The 23,541-nt window shown below is 62.0% G+C and carries 18 protein-coding genes; 7 read left to right on the top strand and 11 right to left on the bottom strand.

The window, feature by feature from the left end:
• Positions 1-8 precede the first annotated feature (8 nt).
• Positions 9-830 carry an aldo/keto reductase gene (locus tag ACMGGN_RS10290; protein ID WP_414156738.1) on the bottom strand — a complete coding sequence of 274 codons (822 nt, stop codon included), beginning with the start codon at positions 828-830 and terminating at the stop codon, positions 9-11.
• The gene (locus tag ACMGGN_RS10285) at positions 818-1,723 is read right to left on the bottom strand and encodes a LysR family transcriptional regulator (RefSeq protein ID WP_125923048.1); all 906 of its coding nucleotides are present in this window, start codon (positions 1,721-1,723) and stop codon (positions 818-820) included. Before ACMGGN_RS10285 ends, ACMGGN_RS10290 begins: the two co-directional genes overlap by 13 nt.
• Positions 1,724-1,862: 139 nt before the next feature.
• Between ACMGGN_RS10285 and ACMGGN_RS10280 the strand changes: the two genes are divergently transcribed.
• The 4 genes from ACMGGN_RS10280 to ACMGGN_RS10265 all read left to right on the top strand — a co-directional run bounded on the left by ACMGGN_RS10280 (position 1,863) and on the right by ACMGGN_RS10265 (position 5,740).
• Positions 1,863-2,561: a CoA transferase subunit A gene (locus ACMGGN_RS10280; protein WP_046787715.1), complete on the top strand. Its 699-nt coding sequence runs from the start codon at positions 1,863-1,865 to the stop codon at positions 2,559-2,561.
• A 35-nt stretch (positions 2,562-2,596) separates the two neighbouring features.
• On the top strand, positions 2,597-3,253 hold the full coding sequence (locus ACMGGN_RS10275) for a CoA transferase subunit B (protein ID WP_046787689.1): 657 nt from the start codon (positions 2,597-2,599) through the stop codon (positions 3,251-3,253).
• A gap of 148 nt (positions 3,254-3,401) precedes the next feature.
• Positions 3,402-4,820: a short-chain fatty acid transporter gene (locus tag ACMGGN_RS10270; RefSeq protein ID WP_241805762.1), complete on the top strand. Its 1,419-nt coding sequence runs from the start codon at positions 3,402-3,404 to the stop codon at positions 4,818-4,820.
• Between the two features lie 143 nt (positions 4,821-4,963).
• A complete protein-coding gene (locus ACMGGN_RS10265; protein ID WP_196998082.1) occupies positions 4,964-5,740 on the top strand; it encodes a helix-turn-helix domain-containing protein in 777 nt (258 codons plus the stop codon).
• Positions 5,741-5,759: 19 nt separating this feature from the next.
• Here the strand turns inward: ACMGGN_RS10265 and ACMGGN_RS10260 are convergent, their stop codons facing one another.
• Positions 5,760-6,341 carry a LysE family translocator gene (locus ACMGGN_RS10260; RefSeq protein ID WP_125923049.1) on the bottom strand — a complete coding sequence of 194 codons (582 nt, stop codon included), beginning with the start codon at positions 6,339-6,341 and terminating at the stop codon, positions 5,760-5,762.
• Positions 6,342-6,597: 256 nt separating this feature from the next.
• On the opposite strand from ACMGGN_RS10260, the gene ACMGGN_RS10255 reads away from it, so the two are divergent.
• Complete coding sequence (locus ACMGGN_RS10255) at positions 6,598-8,169, top strand: TerC family protein (RefSeq protein ID WP_125923050.1); 1,572 nt, start codon at positions 6,598-6,600, stop codon at positions 8,167-8,169.
• Here ACMGGN_RS10255 and rarD read toward each other — a convergent pair.
• A complete protein-coding gene (rarD, locus tag ACMGGN_RS10250) occupies positions 8,132-9,019 on the bottom strand; it encodes an EamA family transporter RarD (protein ID WP_115275009.1) in 888 nt (295 codons plus the stop codon). The two genes, ACMGGN_RS10255 and rarD, sit on opposite strands and share 38 nt — an antisense overlap.
• 32 nt (positions 9,020-9,051) lie before the next feature.
• On the bottom strand, positions 9,052-10,638 hold the full coding sequence (locus ACMGGN_RS10245; RefSeq protein ID WP_414156737.1) for an EAL domain-containing protein: 1,587 nt from the start codon (positions 10,636-10,638) through the stop codon (positions 9,052-9,054).
• Between the two features lie 297 nt (positions 10,639-10,935).
• Between ACMGGN_RS10245 and hppD the strand changes: the two genes are divergently transcribed.
• Positions 10,936-12,012: a 4-hydroxyphenylpyruvate dioxygenase gene (gene hppD / locus ACMGGN_RS10240; protein ID WP_046787683.1), complete on the top strand. Its 1,077-nt coding sequence runs from the start codon at positions 10,936-10,938 to the stop codon at positions 12,010-12,012.
• Positions 12,013-12,028: 16 nt separating this feature from the next.
• Here hppD and ACMGGN_RS10235 read toward each other — a convergent pair whose 3' ends face one another.
• Both ACMGGN_RS10235 and ACMGGN_RS10230 read right to left on the bottom strand, forming a co-directional pair.
• Entirely contained in the window at positions 12,029-12,835 is an 807-nt protein-coding gene (locus ACMGGN_RS10235; protein ID WP_115275007.1) for a CSS-motif domain-containing protein, read from the bottom strand.
• A gap of 134 nt (positions 12,836-12,969) precedes the next feature.
• Positions 12,970-13,653 (bottom strand): type 1 glutamine amidotransferase domain-containing protein, encoded by a 684-nt coding sequence (locus tag ACMGGN_RS10230; protein ID WP_115275006.1) that lies wholly within the window; start codon positions 13,651-13,653, stop codon positions 12,970-12,972.
• Positions 13,654-13,987: 334 nt separating this feature from the next.
• On the opposite strand from ACMGGN_RS10230, the gene ACMGGN_RS10225 reads away from it, so the two are divergent.
• Positions 13,988-15,976, top strand: coding sequence for a PAS domain-containing sensor histidine kinase (locus ACMGGN_RS10225; protein ID WP_204917844.1), 1,989 nt, complete (start codon positions 13,988-13,990; stop codon positions 15,974-15,976).
• Between the two features lie 5 nt (positions 15,977-15,981).
• On the opposite strand, the gene ACMGGN_RS10220 is transcribed toward ACMGGN_RS10225, so the two are convergent.
• The 4 genes from ACMGGN_RS10220 to ACMGGN_RS10205 form a co-directional block, all read right to left on the bottom strand.
• Positions 15,982-17,595, bottom strand: coding sequence for a response regulator (locus ACMGGN_RS10220; RefSeq protein WP_119688950.1), 1,614 nt, complete (start codon positions 17,593-17,595; stop codon positions 15,982-15,984).
• Positions 17,596-17,687: 92 nt separating this feature from the next.
• On the bottom strand, positions 17,688-18,743 hold the full coding sequence (locus ACMGGN_RS10215; RefSeq protein WP_115275003.1) for a tetratricopeptide repeat protein: 1,056 nt from the start codon (positions 18,741-18,743) through the stop codon (positions 17,688-17,690).
• A gap of 200 nt (positions 18,744-18,943) precedes the next feature.
• Entirely contained in the window at positions 18,944-20,359 is a 1,416-nt protein-coding gene (locus tag ACMGGN_RS10210; RefSeq protein ID WP_115275002.1) for an efflux transporter outer membrane subunit, read from the bottom strand.
• The gene (locus ACMGGN_RS10205) at positions 20,356-23,535 is read right to left on the bottom strand and encodes an efflux RND transporter permease subunit (RefSeq protein ID WP_012314307.1); all 3,180 of its coding nucleotides are present in this window, start codon (positions 23,533-23,535) and stop codon (positions 20,356-20,358) included. The genes ACMGGN_RS10210 and ACMGGN_RS10205 overlap by 4 nt, the downstream gene beginning before the upstream one ends.
• Positions 23,536-23,541: the final 6 nt, after the last annotated feature.

Raw genomic sequence — 23,541 nt, 5'->3', positions numbered from 1 at the left:
CCGAGTTGTCAGACCATTGCCAGGTGCTGTTTGCGTGTTGGCGCCGGGAATGCCCTGTCAATGGCCCGCAAGTCCTCACTGGTCAAAGTCAAGCCTGCGGCGGCCGCATTCAACCGTACGTGCTCCGGCGCCACCGCCTTGGGAATCGCTATGACCCCGTCTTCGCGCGTCACCCAGGCCAGGCAGACCTGCGCCGGGGTGGCCCCATGGCGCTCTGCAATCTCGTGCAATAGCGGATGCTGCAGCAGCTGCCCGGCCTGGGCCAACGGGCAATAAGCCATGGTCGGCAGCCCGCGTTGCCGGCTCCAGGGCAGCAGGTCGAACTCGATGCCACGCTGCATCGGGTTGTACAGCACCTGGTTGGTGGCGCAATCAGGGTTGTCCAGCTCGCGCAGGTCGTCGACATCGAAGTTGGAAACACCCCAGTGGCGAATCTTGCCCTGTTCGCGCAAGCGCTCGAACGCCTCGACGGTTTCTTCCAGCGGGTATTGGCCACGCCAGTGCAGCAGGTACAAGTCGATGACATCGGTGCCCAAGCGAGTGAGGCTGCGGTCACAGGCAGCGGGTACGCCGCGCCGGCTGGCATTGTGCGGGTACACCTTGCTGACCAGAAAGACCTGATCGCGCCGCCCGGCAATGGCCTGCCCGACCACTTCCTCGGCGCCACCTTCGGCATACATCTCGGCCGTATCGATCAGGTTCATGCCCAGGTCGATGCCTTGTTGCAGGGCGGCCACCTCGTCAGCCCTGCGTGCCGGGTCTTCGCCCATGTACCAGGTGCCTTGGCCAATGGTCGGCACATTGCAACCTGCCAGTTTCATGTAACGCATGTCACCTCCGGAGTCTGTGTGTGGGAAAGCAGTACCTCGAGCAGCGCCTGCGCTGCAGTGGAAAGTTTATGGTCGCTCAAGGCAATTACGCCGATCCGCCGTTCTACGGTGGGCGCTACCAGGGTAATGCAACGCGCGCCAAGCTCCTGCATCTGGTTGATGCACAGCGCCGGCACCGCACTCACGCCCAGCCCACTGGCGACCATGCGGCCAATGGTCGAGAGCTGGTGGCTTTCGAACGCCACCGCCAGCTTGCCGTGCAGTGCCGCCACGTTCTGCTCCAGCAGCAGGCGCACGGCCGAAGGGCGCTGCAGGGCGATGAAATCCTCGGCCAGCAACTGCGCCCAGCTGACTTCGGCCAGCTCGGCCAACGGGGAGTCGGTGGGCACCACGGCAACGAAACGGTCCAGGTACAGCGGGTGGAAGCTCAGGCCGTCTGTGTTTTCCGGTTCGAAGCCGATGCCCAGTTCGACGCGGCGGTGGCGCACCAGTTCCAGTACCTGCTCGTTGATCACGTCGTGCACCGTGACGTTGACCTTCGGGTAACGTTGGCGAAACACCTTGAGTGAGTGGGGCAGCAGGTTGCCGGCAAAAGCCGGCATGGCCGCCACCGACACCCGCCCCAATTGCAGGGTGAAACGCTGGCGCAGCATCTCCTCGGTGTCGTCCCAGTCGGCCAGCAGGCGCCGGGCCAGTGGCAGCAGTACCTCACCTTCGGCCGTCAGGCTGACGCTGCGCGTGGTACGGGTGAGCAGGGCGCCGCCAAGGTTGTCCTCCAGCGCCTTGATGGTAAGGCTCAATGCCGGTTGCGAGACATGCAGGTGTTCGCCGGCCTGGGCAAAACTCTGGTACTTGGCCACGGCGACGAAGGCGCGTAGTTGCTTGACGTTCATGGCGGGCTCACAGGTTGTTTTGAAAAAGTTATCAATCGATGACGAAAACAAAATTAACAAATCAGTCGCCAGCGGTGAAGATGCCTGCACACGCTCACCGACAGCCTCGTCGGTCAACAACTACAAAAGGCGGATCAGCATGGCCGGACTGGACAAGCGCGTAGCAACCTATGAACAGGCCCTTGAAGGCCTGACCGACAACATGACGGTACTGGCCGGCGGCTTCGGCCTGTGCGGCATCCCGGAAAACCTCATCGCCGAAATCAAGCGCCGTGGCGTCAAGGGCCTCACCGTGGTTTCCAACAACTGCGGCGTCGATGGCTTCGGCCTGGGCGTACTGCTGGAAGAGCGGCAGATCCGCAAGATGATTGCCTCCTACGTAGGCGAGAATGCCGAGTTCGAGCGCCAGTTGCTCAGTGGCGAGCTGGAAGTGGAACTGACCCCGCAAGGCACCCTTGCCGAAAAAATGCGCGCCGGCGGCGCCGGCATTCCGGCCTTCTATACCGCCACCGGCTATGGCACGCCAGTTGCCGAAGGCAAGGAAGTGCGCGAGTTCAAGGGCCGCAAATACATCCTGGAAGAATCGATCACCGGTGACTTCGCCATCGTCAAAGGCTGGAAGGCTGACCACTACGGCAACGTGGTTTACCGCAACACTGCTCAAAACTTCAACCCGCTGGCTGCCACCGCCGGCAAGATCACCGTGGTCGAAGTGGAAGAGATCGTCGAGCCAGGCGTGCTGCTGCCCAGCGAGATCCACACCCCCGGCATCTTCGTCGACCGGGTCATTGTGGGCACCTTCGAAAAACGCATCGAAAAGCGCACCGTCAAGGCCTGAGCGCCGTCCTCCAGAACAACAAAGAGATTCTCACCATGGCACTGACCCGCGAACAGATGGCACAACGCGTCGCACGTGAACTGAAGGACGGCTTTTACGTCAACCTCGGCATCGGCATCCCCACCCTGGTGGCCAACTACGTCCCTGCTGACATGGATGTGATGCTGCAGTCGGAAAATGGCCTGCTGGGCATGGGCGAATTCCCCACCGAGAGCACGATCGACGCCGACATGATCAACGCCGGCAAGCAGACCGTCACCGCCCGCCGCGGCGCCTCGATCTTCGATTCGGCACAATCGTTCGCCATGATCCGTGGCGGCCATGTCGACCTCACCGTGCTCGGGGCCTTCGAAGTGGACGTCGAGGGCAACATCGCCTCGTGGATGATCCCGGGCAAGCTGGTCAAGGGCATGGGCGGCGCCATGGACCTGGTAGCCGGGGCCGAGAACATCATCGTCACCATGACCCACGCCTCTAAGGATGGCGAGTCCAAGTTGCTGCCGCGCTGCAGCCTGCCGCTGACCGGTGCCGGCTGCATCCGCAAGGTGCTCACCGACCTGGCCTACCTGGAAATCGACAACGGCGCCTTCATCCTGCGCGAAACCGCGCCCGGGGTGAGTGTTGAAGAAATCATCGCGAAAACCGCCGGCAAGCTGATCGTGCCGGATGATGTGAAGGAAATGACCTTCTGATACACCCCCCCAGCCCTGTGGCAGCGGCGGCAGCTGCGAATGCGATGGTCAATGCACCAACGCTTTCGCCGGAGCCGTCGTTGCCACAGGGTTTTGTGCGTTGTGCTTGAAACGTAGCCCCCCATAAAACCAATAAAAGGAAGTTACCGTGGCCGCTGAAATCCAAGACAGCCGCTCCGCCCGCTTTGCCCTGCGTTGCTCCAACTGGGCCGAGCGCTGGTTCCCTGATTCCTGGGTGTTCGCTGCCCTGGCAGTGGTGCTGGTATGCCTCGGCGCCATGGCCATGGGCGCCAAACCTACCGATACCGCCAAGGCCTTTGGCGATGGCTTCTGGAGCCTGATCCCTTTCACCATGCAAATGGCCTTCGTGGTCATCGGCGGCTACGTGGTGGCCAGCTCACCCCCTGCCGCACGGTTGATCGACCGCCTGGCGCGGGTGCCGAAGAACGGCCGTTCGGCGGTGTGCTGGGTGGCGCTGATCTCGATGCTGGCATCCTTGCTCAACTGGGGCCTGTCCTTGGTGTTCGGTGGCCTGCTGGTGCGCGCGCTGGCACGGCGCAGTGACCTGAAGATGGACTACCGCGCCGCCGGTGCCGCTGCTTACCTGGGCCTGGGTGCGGTCTGGGCCTTGGGCCTGTCGTCTTCAGCGGCGCAGTTGCAGGCCAACCCGGCCAGCCTGCCGCCGTCCATTCTGTCGATAACCGGCGTGATCCCGTTCACCGAGACCATCTTCCTCTGGCAGTCCGGGGTGTTGCTGGCCGCGCTGGTCATCGTCTCGCTGGTGATCGCCTACGCGACCGCACCCGGCCCGAACAGTGCGCGCAGTGCCGAAGACTGCGGCGTCGACCCCAGCTTTACCGCGCCGCCCGCACCCCAGCGCACTCGCCCGGGTGAATGGCTGGAATACAGCCCGATCCTGATCCTGCTGATGGTGGCACTGGCCGGCGGCTGGCTGTACCAGGAGTTCGCCACCAAACCGGCCATTACTGCAATCTCCGGGCTCAATACCTACAACTTGCTGTTCATCATGCTCGGTGCCTTGCTGCACTGGCGCCCACGCAGCTTCCTCGATGCCGTGGCGCGTGCGGTGCCGACCACCACCGGGGTGTTGATCCAGTTCCCGCTGTATGGCTCGATCGCCGCCATCCTCACCCAGGTGAAGGGGGTCGACGAGCAGACCCTGGCCCACCACATCTCGCTTTTCTTCACCCAGATCGCCACCCATGACACCTATGCCGTGCTCATGGGCGTGTACTCGGCGGTGCTGGGGTTCTTCATCCCCTCGGGCGGTGGCAAGTGGATCATCGAGGCGCCCTACGTGATGCTGGTGGCCAACGACCTGCAGTACCACCTGGGCTGGGCAGTGCAGATCTACAACGCCGCCGAAGCGCTGCCGAACCTGATCAACCCGTTCTACATGCTGCCGCTGCTGGGGGTGCTGGGCCTGAAGGCGCGTGACCTGATCGGCTTTTCGTTCGTGCAACTGCTGGTGCATGTGCCGCTGGTGCTGGTGCTGCTGTGGGCGTTGGGTACGACTTTGCAGTACGTGCCGCCGGTGATGCCTTGAGCTGAACTTTCATAGAAGGCGCGGCTGAACACACCTTTTACGGGTGTGTATCATGGCGAGCCGGGCACGAAGCGTGGCTCTTGTCGCGCAGGCGTTAGCGTCTGAGCACAGGCCCGGCTACAGCAGCAGGTGAGGGCAGGGCGATGATCGAGGTGTCGGGGTTCTGGCGGGATTCGGCGTTGCCTTTTGTAGAAGCAAGGCGCGTTGGGGATGGGCGTCAGGTGTGCTATGCCGCCCATTCCCATGAGAGCTTTTCGCTCGGCGTGATCACCGGGGGGCGCAGCACCTACCTGAGTGGGACCAGCCAAGTCGAAGTGGGCGCTGGTACCACGGTGCTCATGAACCCCGGTGTGGTCCACACGTGCAATCCGATTGCAGGGCAGGGGTGGTCGTACCTGATGCTGTTCGTCGACATGCCGTGGCTGAAGGCGCTGGGTTTCAACTTGCCGGCGCAAACCTGCAGTACCTCGCCGGCACTGTACAGTGCCGTGCTGCAAGTGTTTGCCGACCTGTTCGACGGCAACCTGGATGACCGAGAGGCCCGGCTTGCGTGTTTTTTCAATGCACTGCCAGACTACCTGCAGGCTGCTACCGGCAAAACGCAAGCCCATCACCCGCAGCTGGAGGCGGCAGCTGCGTTCATCCGGGCCCACCGCACCGACCCGCTGACGCTGCAAGACATCTGTGCTGCCAGCGGGTTGTCCCGCTCTTATCTGATCCGTGCCTTTGCCCAGCGTTTCGGCTTGACGCCGCATGGCTACCTGCTGGATCAGCGCGTGCAGTATGCCCGCGCGCAACTGCGCACGGGGCGGGCGATTGCCGAGGTGGCACTGGAGGCAGGGTTTGCCGACCAGGCGCATCTGCAGCGTGCGTTCAAGCAACATCTGGCGGCGACACCCGGGCATTATCGCAAGGCCTGAAGGCCCGGCTCAGCGAGCATCAAGCGAGCAGATACAGCGCACTGATCACCAGCAGTAACGCCAAGCCTCGGTTGAACATCTGCAGGTAGCGCGGCTTGCGCAAGTACTGCTGAATCATGCTGCCTGCCCAAGCCCAGCTGGCCACCGAAACAAAACAGATCGGCCCATAGATCCAGGTGAACAGCCACAGCATTTGCTGCTCGCCACCGGTATAGGCAGCCACGCCCGCCACCGCCGCCAGCCAGGCCTTGGGGTTCAGCCACTGCATGGCTGCGCCCTCCCAGGCCGAAGGTGCACGTTGCTGCTGCTCACCACCCAACTGGCCGTCATCACTGGCCAGCTTCCACGCCAGGTACAGCAGAAACGCCACGCCGCCCCAGTGCAGCGCCACGCCCAGCAACGGCCAGCGCAACAACAGGGCGTGCAAGCCCAGGCCCACCAGCACCAGCAGCAGGCAAAAGCCCAGGGTCGCCCCGGCAACATGCGCGAGGCTGGCGCGCAGGCCGTGACGTGCGCCGCTGCCAAGGGCGACGATGTTTACAGGGCCGGGGGATATCGATGCTGCCAGCGCAAACGCAGCCATTGAAAGGTACAGGCTCATCGGGAATGTCCGTGTGAAGGGGTGTTTGCCATGCTGCCCAGAAGCCAAACCAAGATATTGAAGAAAAGTCCCCCAAAACTGCGTACAGGTTTTGTAATAGTTTGGCGCTATCAGAATAATGTTCTGCTCTTGTAGGATCATTTTCCCTATTTTCTATCCAGGTCCCCATGAGCACCTTCGCGGAACCCCCCAGTTTTCGGCCGTCCTGGCCATCCTTTCCCCGTCTCCGTGACGCTTCCTTCGTGAGTACCCGCTAATGGAATGGCTAGCCGACCCCACGGCCTGGCTGGGCCTGTTGACGCTTATCGTCCTCGAGCTGGTGCTGGGTATCGACAACCTGGTGTTCATCGCCATCCTGGCCGACAAACTGCCGCCGCATCAGCGCGATCGGGCGCGGGTGATCGGTCTGAGCCTGGCGCTGATCATGCGCCTGGGCTTGCTGGCCAGTATCTCGTGGATGGTCACCCTGACCGCGCCGTTGTTCGAGGTGTTCGGCAAGAGCTTCTCCGGCCGTGACCTGATCATGCTGTTCGGCGGTGTGTTCCTGCTGTTCAAGGCCACCATGGAATTGCATGAACGCCTCGAAGGCCATGTCACGCAGGCCAGTGGCGCGGTGCGCCATGCCGCGTTCTGGCCCATCGTGGCGCAGATCGTGGTGCTCGACGCCGTATTCTCGCTGGATGCGGTGATTACCGCAGTCGGCATGGTCGAACACCTGTCGGTGATGATGATCGCAGTGATCTTCTCGATCGGTATCATGATCGTCGCCAGCAAGCCGCTGACCCGCTTCGTCAATGCCCACCCGACGGTCATCATGCTGTGCCTGGGCTTTTTGATGATGATCGGCTTCAGCCTGACCGCCGAAGGCTTGGGCTTCCATATCCCCAAAGGCTATCTGTATGCGGCCATAGGTTTCTCGATCCTCATCGAGCTGTTCAACCAGCTCGCCCGTGCCCGCCGCAAGCAAAGCCTGCAGCAGCATCGGCCATTGCGTGAGCGTACCGCGCACGCCGTGCTGCGCTTGCTCGGCGGGCGCAGGGTGGAGGCTGACGAGGTCGGCGAGGAGATCGCTGACCTGGTCGCCGGTGGTGAAGAACATGTGCTGTTCGACCGCCGCGAACGGGTGATGATCAGTGGGGTGCTGAACCTGGCCGAGCGGCCGATCCGCACGGTAATGACTGCCCGTACCGAAGTCGACGTCCTCGACCTGGCGCAGCCTGCTGCAACCATTACCGAGGCGTTGGCCAACTCACCTTACTCGCGCCTGCCGCTGATTCGTGACGGCCGCATCGATGAGCCGCTGGGCTTCGTGCACAAGAAGGAGCTGCTCAAAGAGCTGCTCTCGGGCAACCAGCCGGACCTGGAACGCATGGCCCGGGCACCGCTGAACCTGCTGGAGAGCTTCAGCATTCTCAATGCGCTGGAGCAGATGCGCGGGCAGTCGACGCACATCGCCTTCGTGGTGAACGAGTTCGGTGACTTCACCGGCCTGCTGACCATGACCGATATCCTCGAGTCGATCGCCGGTGAGCTGCCTGATGCCAGCGAGGTGGAAGGCCCGGCGATCATCGAGGACGGTGACGGCTTCGTCGTCAGCGGTGCGCTGAACCTCAGCCAGGTGCAGGCGCGCACCGGCTTCAGCGCGCGTGCCACCGAAGACTATCAGACCCTTGCAGGCCTGGTGATGAGCCTGCTCGACCGCCTGCCGGTGGTCGGTGACCACCTGGCCTGGAACGGCTGGAGCATGACTGTGGTGGCGGTGGAGGAGCGGCGGGTGCGCCAGGTGCGGCTCAAACCGAACGGCGACGTTGGCGCAGCAGGTGCCTGAAACCCTCAAGCACCAGCACCAGGACCGCGGCCCAGATCGGCAGGTAAGTCAGCCACTGATCCGGGCCGATGGTTTCGCCCAGCAGCAGCGCCACGCCCACCAGCAGCACCGGTTCGACATAGCTGAGCAGGCCGAACAGGCTGAACGGCAGCAGTCGGCTGGCCAGCACGTAGGCGATCAGGGCTGACGCGCTGATCGCACCCAGCAGCGGAATCAGGCCGTAAAGGCCTGGGTGCGTGAGCAGGTCAGCGCTGGACAACGGCCCCTGGATGACGAAGTACAGGGCCCAGGGCAGCAACAGGCACATGTCGCACCACAAACCGCCCAGGTGGTCGGTGCGGCAGCGTCGGCGCAGCACGAAGTAGACGGGGTAGCCGACCATCACCAGCATGGTTTCCCAGGCAAAGCTGCCGTGCTGGTAAAGCTCATGCGCCACGCCCAGCGCAGCGCAGGCCACTGCCACTTTTTGCAGGCGTGACAGGCGTTCGCCGTAAACCAGGCGGCCCGTCAGCACCATCGCCAGCGGCAGCAGGAAGTAGCCCATCGAGACCTCGAGGCTGCGCCCGTGCAGGGGCGCCCAGAGGAACAGCCACAGTTGCACGCCCATCAGCCAAGAGGTGCCGACCATGCCCAGCAGCAGCACTGGGGTCTGGCGCACGCGCGCCAGCAAGTCACCGACCCGTTTCCAGTCTTTGCTGGCCAGCATGAACAGCGTCAGGCAGGGCAGCGTCAGCAGCGTGCGCCAGCCGAAGATCTCTTCGCCATCGAGCGGGGTTAGCAGGGAGGTATAGAAGTACATCACGGCGAACAGGCAGGAGGCCATGACCGAACAGAGAATGCCTTTTGACACGAATGCCTCGAATAGCGGGATGGGCGGCTGGATCAGCCGCGCATGATCTCAGGGGCCGCGTCATGCGGCAACTGTCTCGCGCCGGGGCGCGTGGCCAGTGCCTGAAGAAATTGCGCGGCCGGCATTGGCCTGGCGAACAGATAGCCTTGCTGAAAGTCCACGCCATACCGGGCCAGATAGTCGCGCTGCACTTCGCTTTCCACGCCTTCGGCGACGATGCCCAGGCCTAGCTTCGCCGACAGCTCGATGATGCTGTCAAGGATGTGTTGCGACAGTGCATCACCTCCGATCATTGCCACGAAGCTCTGGTCGATTTTCAGGTAGTCGACCTTGAACTGGCGCAGATAACTGAGGCTGGACTGGCCGGTGCCGAAGTCATCCAGTGCGATCATCACGCCCATTTCGTGGAGTTTTTCGAACAGTTCGAGGGTTACCCCGGTGGCCTCGATCAGTTTGCGTTCAGTCAGCTCCAGCGTCAGCACCACGCGCCCGGGGGGGAAGTGCTCGAGGAATGAGCGGCAGTCGTCGATCAGGGCGAGGTCACGGCAGTGATCGGCCGTAATGTTGATGCCGATATGGAAGCCGTCTTCCAGCAACGCAGCGTAAGGCGCCAGGCTGTGCGCCGTGTGCTGCATCAGCGCACGGGTCATGTCGACGATCTGGCCACTGTGTTCGGCATAGGGAATGAACAGGTCGGGGCGCACCAGGCCCTCGTGCGGGTGGTTCCAGCGCATCAGCACTTCGGCGCCAGCCCAGCGATAATCGCCTTTGCGCACCACCGGCTGGAAGTACGGCAGGAACTCGTCAGCTTCCAGCGCACGGCGCAGTTCGGCGCGTGGTGAGTTGGCGCGGCGGATCTGCCAGCGGCATGCGCAACCTGCCGCCATGCCGAGCAACAGCAGCAAGCTGAGCAGTGCCGGGTAGCGGCTGCGCAGCACTTCGCCTCGCTTGTCGGCGGCATAACCGCCGTGAACGCTGAAAGGGTAGTGCGTCGATCCGAGCGTCACGTCGCCAATGGCTGCGGTGGGCGGTAGGCCTTGATGCACCACGCCATCCTTGCCCATCCACGCCGTGCCGACACGCAATTGCAGCGCCTCGCTGGGGCCGATAAGGCGCAGTGCGGTCAGCAGATGGTCGCCATCCACGGTGGTGATGGCGCCTCGGTCGCCGTCACTGGCCCGATACACCAGCAACGGGTGCCCGGGTGTCACCGAATTGCCGTCCATCAGCCACAGCTTGCCATCGGTGTAGTCGCGGGCGTCTACCGGCTCGTCGAACTCGCCGAACAGAGAGGTGCAGTACAGCGTGTCTTGCCGGAACAGGTTGGTCGAACGCACAAAGGCGTTGCGCGTCACTTGCCCACGCAAGGCCAGTTCGACTTGCCCGCACGGGCTGCCAGCCAACGGCAGCAAGGCCTGAGCGGCACCGGAAAGGCTGTCGAGAATATGCTCGACCTGTTCGACCACTTGCCGCGTGGTGGCCTGGCTGCTGGCGCGCAGTTCGCGCTCGATTTGCCAGTTCATCACGATCAGGCCGAACGCCAGAGGCAAGATGCCAACGCCCCAGGGGAGAAGGGTGCGCCAGCTCCAGCGGGCGGGACTTTTACTGCGCAGGGGCATGTTGGCGTAATCTTTACATGAAATGACTGAGGATAGCCGTTTGTCGGCGCGGGCGGAGAACTAATGCGCGACAAAGAAATTTACGCACTGTAGAATCGGTTTACGATTACAACAATAAGGTCTTTCTTCATTGAAGGATCAACCCCACCGAGAATGGGACTATATGACAAACCAAGGGTTCAAGCTGATCATTGGTGACTTCCTCGCCAGAAGCGTGCGCGGCATCCCCTGCTCGCCGCCATTTTCGTACCACATCCCACGCACTCAATAATTTTCGCTGCAGATGAGGACACGAACATGGCTGATATCTTCGACAATCCTATGGGCCTGATGGGCTTTGAATTCATTGAACTGGCTTCGCCAACCCCTGGCGTTCTGGAGCCGGTGTTCCAGATGCTCGGTTTCACCAAGGTGGCGACACACCGCTCCAAGGACGTGCACCTTTATCGTCAAGGTGGCATCAACCTTATTCTCAATAACGAGCCGAAAAGCATCGCCTCCTACTTTGCAGCCGAGCATGGTCCGTCGGTGTGCGGTATGGCGTTCCGGGTACGCAACGCTCATGAAGCCTATGCCCGTGCCCTGGAGTTGGGCGCCCAGCCAGTCGAGATCGAAACCGGCCCGATGGAACTGCGCCTGCCGGCGATCAAGGGCATCGGCGGCGCTCCGCTGTACCTGATCGACCGCTTCGAAGAAGGCAGCTCGATCTACGACATCGATTTCAACTTCATCGAAGGCGTCGACCGCCACCCGGCGGGCGCAGGCCTGAAGATCATCGATCACCTGACCCACAACGTGTATCGCGGCCGTATGGCTTACTGGGCCGGCTTCTACGAAAAACTCTTCAACTTCCGCGAGATTCGTTACTTCGACATCAAGGGCGAGTACACCGGCCTGACCTCCAAGGCCATGACCGCTCCGGATGGCATGATCCGCATCCCGCTCAATGAAGAATCGTCCAAAGGGGCGGGGCAGATCGAAGAATTCCTGATGCAGTTCAACGGTGAGGGCATCCAGCATGTGGCCTTCCTCACCGATGACCTGCTCAAGACCTGGGATGCGCTCAAGGGCTACGGCATGCGCTTCATGACTGCGCCGCCGCAGACCTATTACGAAATGCTCGAAGAGCGCCTGCCAGGGCACGGTGAACCGGTCGACCAATTGCAGGCTCGCGGCATTCTCCTGGACGGCGCTTCCGAGGCAGGCGACAAGCGCCTGCTGCTGCAGATTTTCTCTGAAACCCTGCTCGGGCCGGTATTCTTCGAGTTCATCCAGCGCAAAGGCGATGACGGCTTTGGCGAAGGCAACTTCAAGGCGCTGTTCGAGTCGATCGAACGCGACCAGGTTCGCCGAGGCGTGCTCGACGTTCAATAAGTGAAGTGTACCGCCGTCATGCTTTTCGGGCGGCGGTACAGTCACGCTTACCCCATTGCCTGAACAGCCCCCAGTAGAAGATCGAACCTGTGATGATGCCGATCAACGCAAGTGACGGCAGGATCTGCATCAGCATCTGGCGCCTTTCATCAGCGGCAAAGCCGTCGGGATAGCCGACCTTCACGGTGTAGCCGTACTTGTCCGATTTCCCGCTCATGAAGAACTCGGATTGAGAGGGGCGGGCAGGGTCTCGGCTGTCGCCATCTGCCCAGATGTAAAAATCTTGGAACTCCAGCAGCAACACCAGCCCGGTTTGAAATGCACGCAGTTCGTTGCGCAGCTCCATGCCGTAGGTTGACGCTATCACACCCAGATTTTCGCGGCGAAGCTGGTAGGCGACAAGCACTGCATTGGGCGCTGCAGGAGAATCGAAGATCAGTTGTACCGGTGCCTCGGAGCCAGTCGCAAACCTGTTTTTCGCACGGGGAGGAACCAGGGTGTCACAGTAGATACGGGCATCGGTGGTCAATGCCAGCGCTCGCAGGTAACGGACGTCTTGAACCTGTTTCAACAGGTGCGCCTTGGCTGTCTCGCAAGCGCTGCCAGCCAGCGGCATTGCCACCAAAGCAGCGTCGTGCAAGCGGTTAAGGGACATATCAATGGAAAAGATGGCTTCCTTCAACGATACGCGAGCCGTCTCTTTGAGCTTGTTGTCATGCTGATAGACCATCACCATCAAGCCTGACGCAACAGGTATCAAACTGATCGCCAGTGTCAGCAGCAGTGCCATCATGCTGCGACCGAGAACCCTGAATTTTGACATGGGACTGCAGCCCTCCTGATCCGAGTTGTCCGGGATGGACAGTTGACCGAAGAGCCTATGTATTCAGGGGTGCCCCTACTGTAATCCGCAACCGTGTCTGACTGAGGATTTGCATTGTCGAGACGTAAGAAGGATTACCCATTGAGCGTCTGAATTACCTTCTCTGCCAGTAAACGCGTAGAGGCGGGGTTTTGTCCCGTGATCAGGCGGCCGTCACAGACTACAAAAGGCTTCCAGGGATCATCATGCTTGCTGTAAATACCCCCTCGTGCTCCCAGTTCGTTCTCGGTGAGAAACGGCACCACCTCCTCGAGTTCGGCAAGCTTTTCTTCAGTATTGGAAAAACCGGTGACCTGGCTGTCCTTGAGCAGCAACTTGTTATCGCTGAGCTTGATGTTCAGCAGGCCTGCCACCCCGTGGCAGACAGCGGCCACAACGCCATTCTTTTCGTATATCTTGCGCGCCAGCTCCTGCAATTGCGGGTTGTCAGGGAAGTCCCACATAACGCCATGGCCACCGGTGTAATAGATGGCACAGTATTCGTCTGCTGTGACCTGGCCGGGGCTTAGCGAGGCGCCCAGCCGGTTCATGAAGGCCTTGTCGTTGTAATAGCTCCAATCCAACTCGGGGGCCATCTGCAGGCTGTGCGGATCGATTGGCACGTAGCCGCCGCCGGGGCTGACGTAGTCGACCGTAAAACCTGCCTGCTGAACCACATCGACAAAATGCACGGCTTCACCCAGCCATAAACCGGTTGCCCTGCTCAGGGTCGGATATTTGGCGGTATTGGTCAGCACCACCAGAATTTTCTTGCTCATTACTACACTCCTGCCTGTAATCAAACGGGAAGTCAGCTCATGGCACGCAAAGCCTATAGAGCATAGCTGGCGTTTGCGGGCAAGCGTATGGGGAGTGGCCTTGTGCTGCTTCCTGCGCTGGCCGATGTTGTTTGCACTGCCCGCTCTTGGGTGCCAGAGTGCAGGCGTGGTGCCAAAGGCCTATTGCAGCAGTTAACCGGGGAGCCGATGATGCAGGATCACTTCGTCAGTCTTGAGCAACAGTGGAACCATCACCTTGGTCGCTAACAGCACACCTTACGATCCCTCGCCGAACGGCGTATTACTGACCCCTACAAAAGAGTCGGCTGGTGGCATGAGGGAGAGGATCGTGCAGTTCGACTGGCGGCATACGGACCTTGGGCCCTTGCCGCACTGGGAGCCTTCGTTGCGCATTGCGATCGACATGATGCTCCTTTCCTCTTTCCCCAGTGCCGTGGTCTGGGGGCCCAATATGACCGTTGTTCACAACGATTCCTATGTGGCGCTGCTGGGTGGCCTGGATCAGGCACTGGGCAGGCGCTTCGATTCGTTGTGGAGCAACGTTTGGGACGATATCGGTCCATGGGTGTTCAAGGCACTGCAGGGTGGTACCAGTTTTGTCGATGATCAGCCTTATGAGATCAAGTGCGCAAAGACGGGGGGGCAGGCGTGGTACGTCTTCAGTTATGCGCCAATCCGTGACGAGCACCATGAAGTTGTAGGTATGCTTCACACCGTGATCCAGAGCTCCGCCGGTGTGACCGCACATGGCAAGTGGCGCGAGCAGGCGCAGACATTCGAGCGTCAGATAGCGCGATACATGGCTGACCGCGACTACATGTGGCGCCTGTCGCGCGATGCCATGATCACCGTGAGCCTGGACCTGAAGATGCTGGCAGCCAACCCGGCCTGGCATCGCGCCCTGGGCTGGAGCGAGGTTGAGGTGCGGGGCATGTCGATCCTGGAACTGGTTCATCCGGCCGACAGGGATGAAGTTGAAGCGGCTGCAATCGATTTCGTCAACGACAGAGGGCCTGCAGAGCTCGAAACACGTGTGCGCCATGTCGACGGGCATTACCGCTGGTTCCACTGGAGTGGCAGCTTCGACGGCTCGGTGCTGACTGCCGTTGGGCGAGACATTACAGGCGACCGTGAGGCGGCCATGCGTCAGTCTCAGGTCCTGCTGCGCAACACCCAGAGGCTGGAGGTGGTCGGTCATCTGGCCGGGGGCATGGCCCATGAGATGAACAACCTGTTGTCGGGTATTGGCGGCAGCCTTGAATTGTTGCAGCGGCGTTTGAGCCAGGGGCGCATGGAGCGTATTGACAGTTACGTGGCGTTGGCGCGCGACTCGGTGCAGCGGGCCATGAACCTGACCCACCGCCTGTTGGTTTTCTCCCGCCATCAGCCTTTGGCCCCGGCACCGCTGGACATGAACCGCCACCTGGCTGCCATGGAACCGATGTTGCGCCATGCAGTTGGCACTGAAATGAGTTTGTCCTGGGAACTGGATGTCGACCCATGGACCGTGTGTCTGGATGTCGGCCAATTGGAAAGCAGCCTGATCAACCTGTGCGCCAATGCGCGAGAAGCCTGCCTGGGCCGCGGCAACGTTGCGATTCGCACGATCAACACCAGGCTGGCCTCGGCCTTCCCTGAAGAGGGCGGTCTGGCGCCAGGTGACTATCTTGGCTTGCAGATCATGGACGATGGCCATGGCATGCCGGCCAAGGATGTGGCCAAGGCCTTCGAGCCATTTTTTACCACCAAGCCCACTGGGCGCGGCTCAGGGATGGGGCTGGCGATGGTGCATGGCTTCGTCGGCCAATCTGGCGGTTACGTATGGATCGAGTCGTCACCGGGCCAAGGTACGAAGGTCTGCATGCTCTTCCCCCGATGCCTGGAAGCGATACCGCAAACGCCTGCTGCGGCGATGCCCCAGGTTTCCCTGGCCAGTGGGCGGCGTGTGTTGTTGATCGACGACGAGCATAACCTGCGCACGGTCATGGGCGAGTATCTGCGCGAGCGAGGTTTTACGGTGAGTGATGTGGCCGACGCCAATACCGCGATGGAGCGCTTTCGTCACGATGGCCCGTACGATCTGGTCATCACCGACATCGGGCTACCTGAAGGCTTCAGTGGGCAGCAATTGGCCAAGGTCATGCGTACGGTCAACCCTTGCCAGAAGATGCTGTTCATCACCGGCTATACCGATCAACCGCTGGAACCTGGCCTGTTGCAAGTGCCAGGCACGGCGCTGCTGATCAAACCCTTTGAATTGTCGACCTTGGCCAACCAGGCACTGCTGTTGCTGGACGACTGAGCCCGTCAGGTCTCACCGAGAATCTGCATTACTCGGGCATGAAATTGCGCCAGTTCGAATGGTTTGCACATCAGTTGCATGCCGGCACCGAGAAAACCCTCCCGGGCCATTGCCGTTTCGGTGTAGCCAGTGATGAACAATATGGGCAGGTGAGGGTGCAAGGTACGGGCGATCTCTGCCAGTTGCCGCCCGTTCATCCCCGGCAGGCCAACGTCACTGACCAGCAGGTCGATTGCCTTGGATGAGCGCAATACCTGCAGGGCCTCACTGGCATTGCAGGCACTGCAACACGGGAAACCCTGCTCCTGCAGGGTCTGGCACAACAACTGGCGCACATCCGGATCATCCTCGACCACCAGTACCGTGCGGCCGCCACCCTGTGAACGTGGTGGGGCTGCTTGCACCTGGGTTTGCTCCTGCTCCAGGTGGCGCGGCAGGTAAAGGTCCACGCGGGTACCTTGGCCTATCTGGCTATGCAGTACCACATGCCCCTGGGACTGTTTGCTGAAGCCGTAGACCATCGAAAGGCCCAGGCCGATACCTTGGCCCACCGGCTTGGTGCTGAAGAACGGCTCGAAGGCATGTTCGAGCGTGCTCTGCGACATGCCTTGGCCTTCGTCAGTGACGCTCAGGCACGTATAGTCGCCCACCGCCAGGCTGCCATCGGCGAACTGCGTCGCTGCTACCTCTCGATTGCTGGCTTCTACACGCACCTTGCCACCGTTGGGCATGGCTTCGCAGGCATTGAGCAGCAGGTTGTCCACGGCTTCTTGCAATTGTGTGTCGTCGCCGGCCACTGGCCAGGTGTGTTCAGGTATTTGCAGTTGCAGTAATACGCCATGCTGCAGTACGGCCTCCAGCCGTTGTGGCTGCAGCAGCGCCCGTAAGTCGATGCGACGGCTGTGCAGCGATTGTCGGGACGAAAACGCCAACAGCCGATGGGTGAGGCGCGCTGCACGCGAAACGGCTTCCTGCCCCCTGCTGAGCAGGCCTTCCAGCCCCTTGGTGCTGCCTTGTTTCAACCGCCTGTCGATCAGTTCGAAGCTCCCCCCGATACTGGTCAGCAGATTATTGAAATCGTGAGCCACCCCCCCGGCCAATTGCCCGATGGCGTCCATCTTGCGGGTCTGGTGCATAGCCTGCTCGGTGCTGTGCTGTGCCTCGCTGTGTCCATCCAGGCGTTGCTGCAGATCGACTAACTGGTCGCGAGCCAGGTATTGCCGGCGACGTTGACGCAGCGCCAACTTGATCAGTTCAAGCAACTGTTCATCTTCGAACGGAATAGCCAGCAGTGTCAGGTTACCCAGTGGATGGTCGGCGGGCGTACAGGGGCTGGCTGAGGCTTGTGGGGTTTGCGTGAGCAGCACGATGGGGAGGTCCGACCAGGGCGGTTGCTGGTCGATAAAAGCCTGCAGCAGTTCATTTTGGCTGCTGTTGAGCGTGTGTTCGTCGACGACCAGCAAGCCTGCGCCTCTGTCCAGCCCGTCCCGCAGATGGGTGATGTCGCGCGAACACACGCAATCGATGCCAGCGCTCGTCAGAAACGTCGAGGTGTGCGTGGCAAGTTGCCTGGGTGCCAGAATCAAGGCACGTTCGTCCAGCGACAGCGAGCTGGCCAATGTGATTCTCCTTAAGGGCTGCCATGCCTGGCCAAGCCGTGAGTGGTCCGTTACCCACTGGACCGCAGGCAAACCCCCAGGGTTCAACGTATCTAAAGTCCTTGCTGCAGAAATGGGTCATCCGGGTTTTGCCGCTCCAGTTCGGCAAGCAGCACCTGAACGTTCTGCAATTGACCTGTTTCTTTCCAGTATCGAATCAGCAACACCCGTGCCCGCCGGTTGGCCGGTTGCCGGCTGAGCAGGGTTTCAAGCTGCTTTTGCGCTGCATCGGACTGTTCCAGGTCGTGCAGGGTCACTGCCAGGTTATAGCGATAGTCGGCATTGTCCGGCTCCAGCTCGACCGCGCGGGACAACGCGAGCAGGGCGAATTCGCGCTGGCCATGGCGGATCAGCCAGCGCCCCAGTTCGTGTTGCAGGAAGGCCGAATCCGGTCGCAGCGCCAGTGCCTGGGCCAGTACCTGCCGGGACTGGTCGTGATGGCCTTGACGTTCGAGCAAGCGTACCTGGGTCGCCAGGGCGTCGAGGTTGTCCGGATTTGATGCAAGGCTGCGGTGCAGGGCGGCTGCGGCCTCGGTGTAGTCATTCTCATGCAGATACAGGCGTGCCAGGTGCACCTGGGCCGCCGCATCCTCAGGTTGTTTTTCCAGCGTTTGCTGGTATTGCTCCAGTGCCGCCTGCAGTGGGCCGAAGTACAGACCAATGGCGTCGGGGTCCAGGCCAAGCAAGGCATCGACGGCGGCAAAGCGTACACTTTGCTCGTCATCATCGAGCAGGGGGCCAAGAACCAGGCTGCGTTGTGCGGCGGGCAGCAGGCGGCGGATGCTGGCGATGGCCGCGCGACGGACCAAGGGCTCATCGTTTTCCAGGTCCATGCGGGCCAGTTTCAGCGCTTGTGGCGAGGGGTAGTTGGGCAGCTCTGCGTACAGGGCTGCGCGGCGGATCGGCGCCAGGTCGTTGCGTTGCAGTTGCTGGTAGAGCACCCGCGCAGCGCCCGGTTGGCCTTCATGCGCCTGGCGCAGGGCTTTGGCGTAGCTGTGCGGGGGTAGTGTCGGTTGTGCTGGCGGGGTATCGCGGCGCAGGTAGGCGATGCCGACTGATACCAGAATCAGCAGTAAAGCAGCGATCAGGTAGCGGTGGCGTGTGGGCATCGGAGGGGGCCATGGCAGGGGAAGTGGAAGCTTGGGGCAGATTGGCGTGGGCTGCAAGGGCAGTACAGCAATCAAGGCATGCGCCCGGCCGCACCATCAGCGACCTGTAAACAAACCAAAAAAAGCCCCGCAAGCCAAGGCCAGCGGGGCAAACGGTTGGGGGAGGAGCCAACCAAAGGAGTCGTTTAAAAAGTGGGAAATCAGCGCACGCTGGCCACCGAGTCCGGCTGCCAGCCGCCGCCCAGCGCCTTGTAGATCGAGACAATGCCGCGATACAGGTCAACCTCGCCCTGCGCCTGTGCATCTTCGGCGCTCAGCCGCTCACGCTCGGCATCGAGCAGCACCAGATAATCCACCGTACCTTCGCGGTAACGCACCGAAGCCAGGTCAGCCGCCTTGCGGCTGGCCTCGCTCTGGCGCATCAGCGACAGCAGCCGCTGCTGGGTCTTGTCATAGTCGCTGAAGGCGTTGGCCGACTCTTCCAAGGCCAGCAGTACCTGTTGCTCATAGTTGGCCAAGGCCCCTTCGGCATCGGCTTTGGCACCGCGCAGTCGGGCCCGCACGCTGCCCAGATCGAACGCAGCCCAAGTGATGCTTGGCCCCAGCCCCCAGGCGTTGGCTGCCGACGAACCGATCTGCGAACCGCGCGCGGCGGTAAAGCCTAAAAAGCCGCTCAGGCTCACCCGCGGGAACAGGTCGGCAGTCGCCACGCCCACATTGGCGGTGGCTGCGGCCAGTTGGCGCTCGGCACTACGGATATCCGGGCGGCGGCGCAGCAGCTCACCCGGATCGCCCACCGGCAGGGCCTTGGCGATAGCCGGCAAGGCCTTGGGCGAGAGGTCCACGCTCAGGGCATCCGGGCGCTGGCCGAGCAGGGTGGCAATCCGGTGGCGAGCCCGTGCCTGCTCGGCCTGCAGTTGTGGCACGGTGGCTTCGACCCCGGCCAGGCGGGCGTCGGCGCGCACCACATCGAGCTCGTTGCCGACCCCGGCGTCGCGCAGGGTCACCGTGATGCTGCGCGACTCCTGCTGGGTCTTGAGGTTGGCCACGGCGATCTTCTCGCGCAGTTGTGCACCCCGCAGTTGGCCATAGGCATCGACCAGTTCGGCGATCAGGCTGACCTGCAGCTGTTGCAGGTCGGCCTGGGCGGCCGCTGCCTGAGCGTCGCTGGCCTCGATCTGGCGCTGGATACGGCCGAACAGGTCGAGCTCCCAGGCCATGTCCAGGCCCAGGTCGTAACGCTCGCTGTTGACCCGTTGATCGGTCTGGCCGGGTACCTGGCCCTTGCCGATCTCACTGCTGGCGCGGCTGGTGACCACCGGCAACTGGTCATTGGCGGCATCATCGCGGATCGCCCGCGCCGACTTGAGCCGTGCAAAGGCCACGCGCAGGTCGCGGTTGCCGTCCAGCGAAGCCTGCACCAACTGGTTGAGTACCGGGTCATCGAACTGCTTCCACCACACGCTTTCGAAGCGGCTACGGTCGAAGGCCTTGGCCTGCACGTCGCTGGCCAAACGCGCAGGCTCAGTGTCCGGCGCTTTGTAGTCCGGGCCTACCGCGCAGGCCGCCAGGGCCAGGGCCAGCAGGCTCGGGGTCAGGGGTTTGAGCAGCTTCATGCGTGGTTCTCCAGCGATTGAACGCGTTCGGCCTTGCGGGCCTGGCGACGTTCGACGAAACGGCGAATCAGGAAGAAGAACACCGGTGTCAGGAACAGGCCGAACACGGTCACGCCGATCATCCCCGAGAACACCGCGACGCCCATCGCATGGCGCATTTCCGAGCCGGCACCGGAGGAGAACACTAGCGGCACCACGCCCATGATGAACGCAATCGAGGTCATCAGGATCGGCCGCAGGCGCAGGCGGCAGGCTTCCAGCACCGCAGCCAGCGGGTCGAGGCCCTTGGCCTGTTCGTCCTTGGCGAACTCGACGATAAGGATGGCGTTCTTGCACGCCAGGCCCACCAGTACGATCAAACCGATCTGGGTGAAGATGTTGTTGTCGCCACCGGAGACGATCACTCCGGTAATCGCCGACAGCAAGGTCATCGGCACGATCAGGATCACCGCCAGCGGCAGGCTCCAGCTTTCGTATTGGGCCGCCAGCACCAGGAACGCCAGCAGCACGCACAGCGGGAACACCAGCAGCGCGGTGTTGCCGGAGAGGATCTGCTGGTAGGTCAGGTCTGTCCACTCGAAGGTCATGCCGTTGGGCAGTTCCTCGTTCAGCAGTTTCTCGATGGCCGCTTCGGCCTGGCCGGAACTGTAGCCCGGGGCAGCCGCGCCGTTGATTTCCGCAGTGATGAAGCCGTTGTAGTGCATCACGCGATCAGGCCCGGAGGTGTCGCTGACCTTCAGGAAGGTCGCCAGCGGGATCATCTCGCCCAGGTTGTTGCGCACCTTCAACTGGCCGATCTGCTCGGCATCGAGGCGGAACTGCTGCTCAGCCTGGACGTTGACCTGGTAGGTGCGGCCGAAGCGGTTGAAGTCGTTGGTGTACAGCGAGCCCAGGTAAACCTGCAGGGTGTCGAAGATGTCGGTGATCGCCACGCCGTGGGTCTTGGCCTTTTCCCGGTCGATGGCCGCATCGACCTGCGGCACGTTCACCTGGTAACTGGTGAACAGGCCAGCCAGCTCCGGCACGTTGTGGCTCTTGGCGATGATGTTCTGGGTTTCCTTGTACAGCGCTTCGTAGCCCAGGTTGCCACGGTCTTCGATCTGCAGGCGGAAGCCGCCGATGGTGCCCAGGCCTTGTACTGGCGGTGGGGGGAAGATCGCGATGTAGGCATCCTGGATGTCGGCGAACTGGGCGTTCAACGCCGCAGCGATGGCCGCTGCCGACTGGCTCGGGTCCTTGCGCTCATCGAACGGCTTGAGCGGGGTGAACACGATGCCGCTGTTGGGGCTGTTGGTGAAACCGTTGATCGACAGGCCCGGGAAGGCTACCGAGTCGGCCACGCCGGGTTGCTTCAGGGCGATTTCGCTCATGCGCTTGATCACCGCCTCGGTGCGGTCGAGGCTGGCGGCGTCAGGCAACTGGGCGAACGCCACCAGGTACTGCTTGTCCTGCGCTGGCACGAAACCGGTCGGGGTGGACGAGAAACCCAGGTAGGTCAGGCCCATCAGACCGGCATAGACGAACAGGGCGATGCCGCTGGAGCGGATGACCCGGCGCACGCCACCGACGTAACTGTGGCTGGCGCGGTCGAAGAAGCGGTTGAACGGGGCGAACAGCCAGCTGCCCAGCAGTTTTTCCAGCAGCCGCGAGAAGCGATCCTTAGGTGCGTGGTGGTCCTTGAGCAGCACGGCGGCCAGGGCCGGCGACAGGGTCAGCGAGTTGAACGCCGAAATCACCGTCGAGATGGCGATGGTCAGGGCGAACTGTTTGTAGAACTGCCCGGTAAGCCCGGAGATGAACGCGGCGGGCACGAACACTGCGCACAGCACCAGGGCGGTGGCGATGATCGGCCCGGTCACTTCGCCCATTGCCTTTTGCGTGGCCTCCAGCGGTTTGAGGCCCAGCCCGATGTTGCGTTCGACGTTTTCCACCACGACGATGGCGTCGTCCACCACGATACCGATGGCCAATACCAGCCCGAACAGCGACAGGGCGTTGAGCGAGAAGCCGAACAGGTGCATCACCGCGAAGGTCCCGATCAGCGACACCGGTACAGCCAGCAGCGGGATGATCGAGGCGCGCCAGGTCTGCAGGAACAGGATCACCACCAGCACCACCAGCACCAGCGCTTCGAACAGGGTGTGCACCACCGCTTCGATGGAGCCACGCACGAAGATGGTCGGGTCATAGACGATGCTGTAGTCCATGCCTTCAGGGAAATCTTTCTTCAGCTCGGCCATCTTCGCCCGTACTTCGTCGGAGATCTCGATGGCATTTGAGCCCGGGCGCTGGAAGATCGGAATGGCCACCGCCGGCTGGTTGTTCAGCAGCGAGCGCAGGGCGTACTGGCTGGAGCCCAGCTCGACCCGGGCGATGTCCTTCAGGCGAGTGATTTCGCCATCGGCACCGGCGCGGATGATGATGTTCTCGAACTCTTCCTCGTTCACCAGCCGGCCCTGGGTGTTGATCGACAGCTGGAAGCTGGTCGAACCGGGGGCGGGCGGTGCACCCAGCTGGCCCGCGGCAACCTGGCGGTTCTGTTCGCGGATGGCCGCGACCACGTCACCGGCGGTCAGGTTGCGCGAAGCGGTCTTGTTCGGGTCGAGCCACACCCGCAGCGAGTAGTCGCCCATGCCGAACAGTTGCACATCGCCCACGCCGCCCAGGCGCGCCAGTTCATCCTTGATGTTGAGGATGGCGTAGTTGGACAGGTAGAGCATGTCGTAGCGGTTGTCCGGCGAAGTCAGGTGCACCACCATGGTCAGGTCGGGCGAAGCCTTGTCGACGGTGATACCGATACGGGTCACTTCTTCCGGCAGCTTGGGCTGGGTGCGTGTGACGCGGTTCTGTACCTGCACCTGCGCGTTGTCCAGGTCGGTGCCCAGGGCGAAGGTGATGGTCAGGGTGAGCTTGCCGTCGGCGGTGGATTGCGAGGACATGTACAACATGTTCTCGACACCGGTGATGGCCTGCTCCAGCGGTGCGGCGACGGTTTCGCCGATCACCTTGGGGTTGGCGCCCGGGAAGTTGGCGCGCACCACCACGGTAGGCGGCACCACTTCCGGGTATTCACTGATCGGCAACTGGAACAGCGAGATGGAACCCGCGATCAGCAGCACCAGCGACAGCACCGCGGCGAAGATCGGCCGGGTAATGAAGAATTTCGAAAAGTTCATCGGTGT

Source organism: Pseudomonas sp. BNK-30, from assembly GCF_047456185.1.
Taxonomy (GTDB): domain Bacteria; phylum Pseudomonadota; class Gammaproteobacteria; order Pseudomonadales; family Pseudomonadaceae; genus Aquipseudomonas; species Aquipseudomonas putida_E.
The sequence above is the reverse complement of the archived record's forward strand: the minus strand, read 5'-3'. Positions and strand labels throughout refer to the sequence as shown.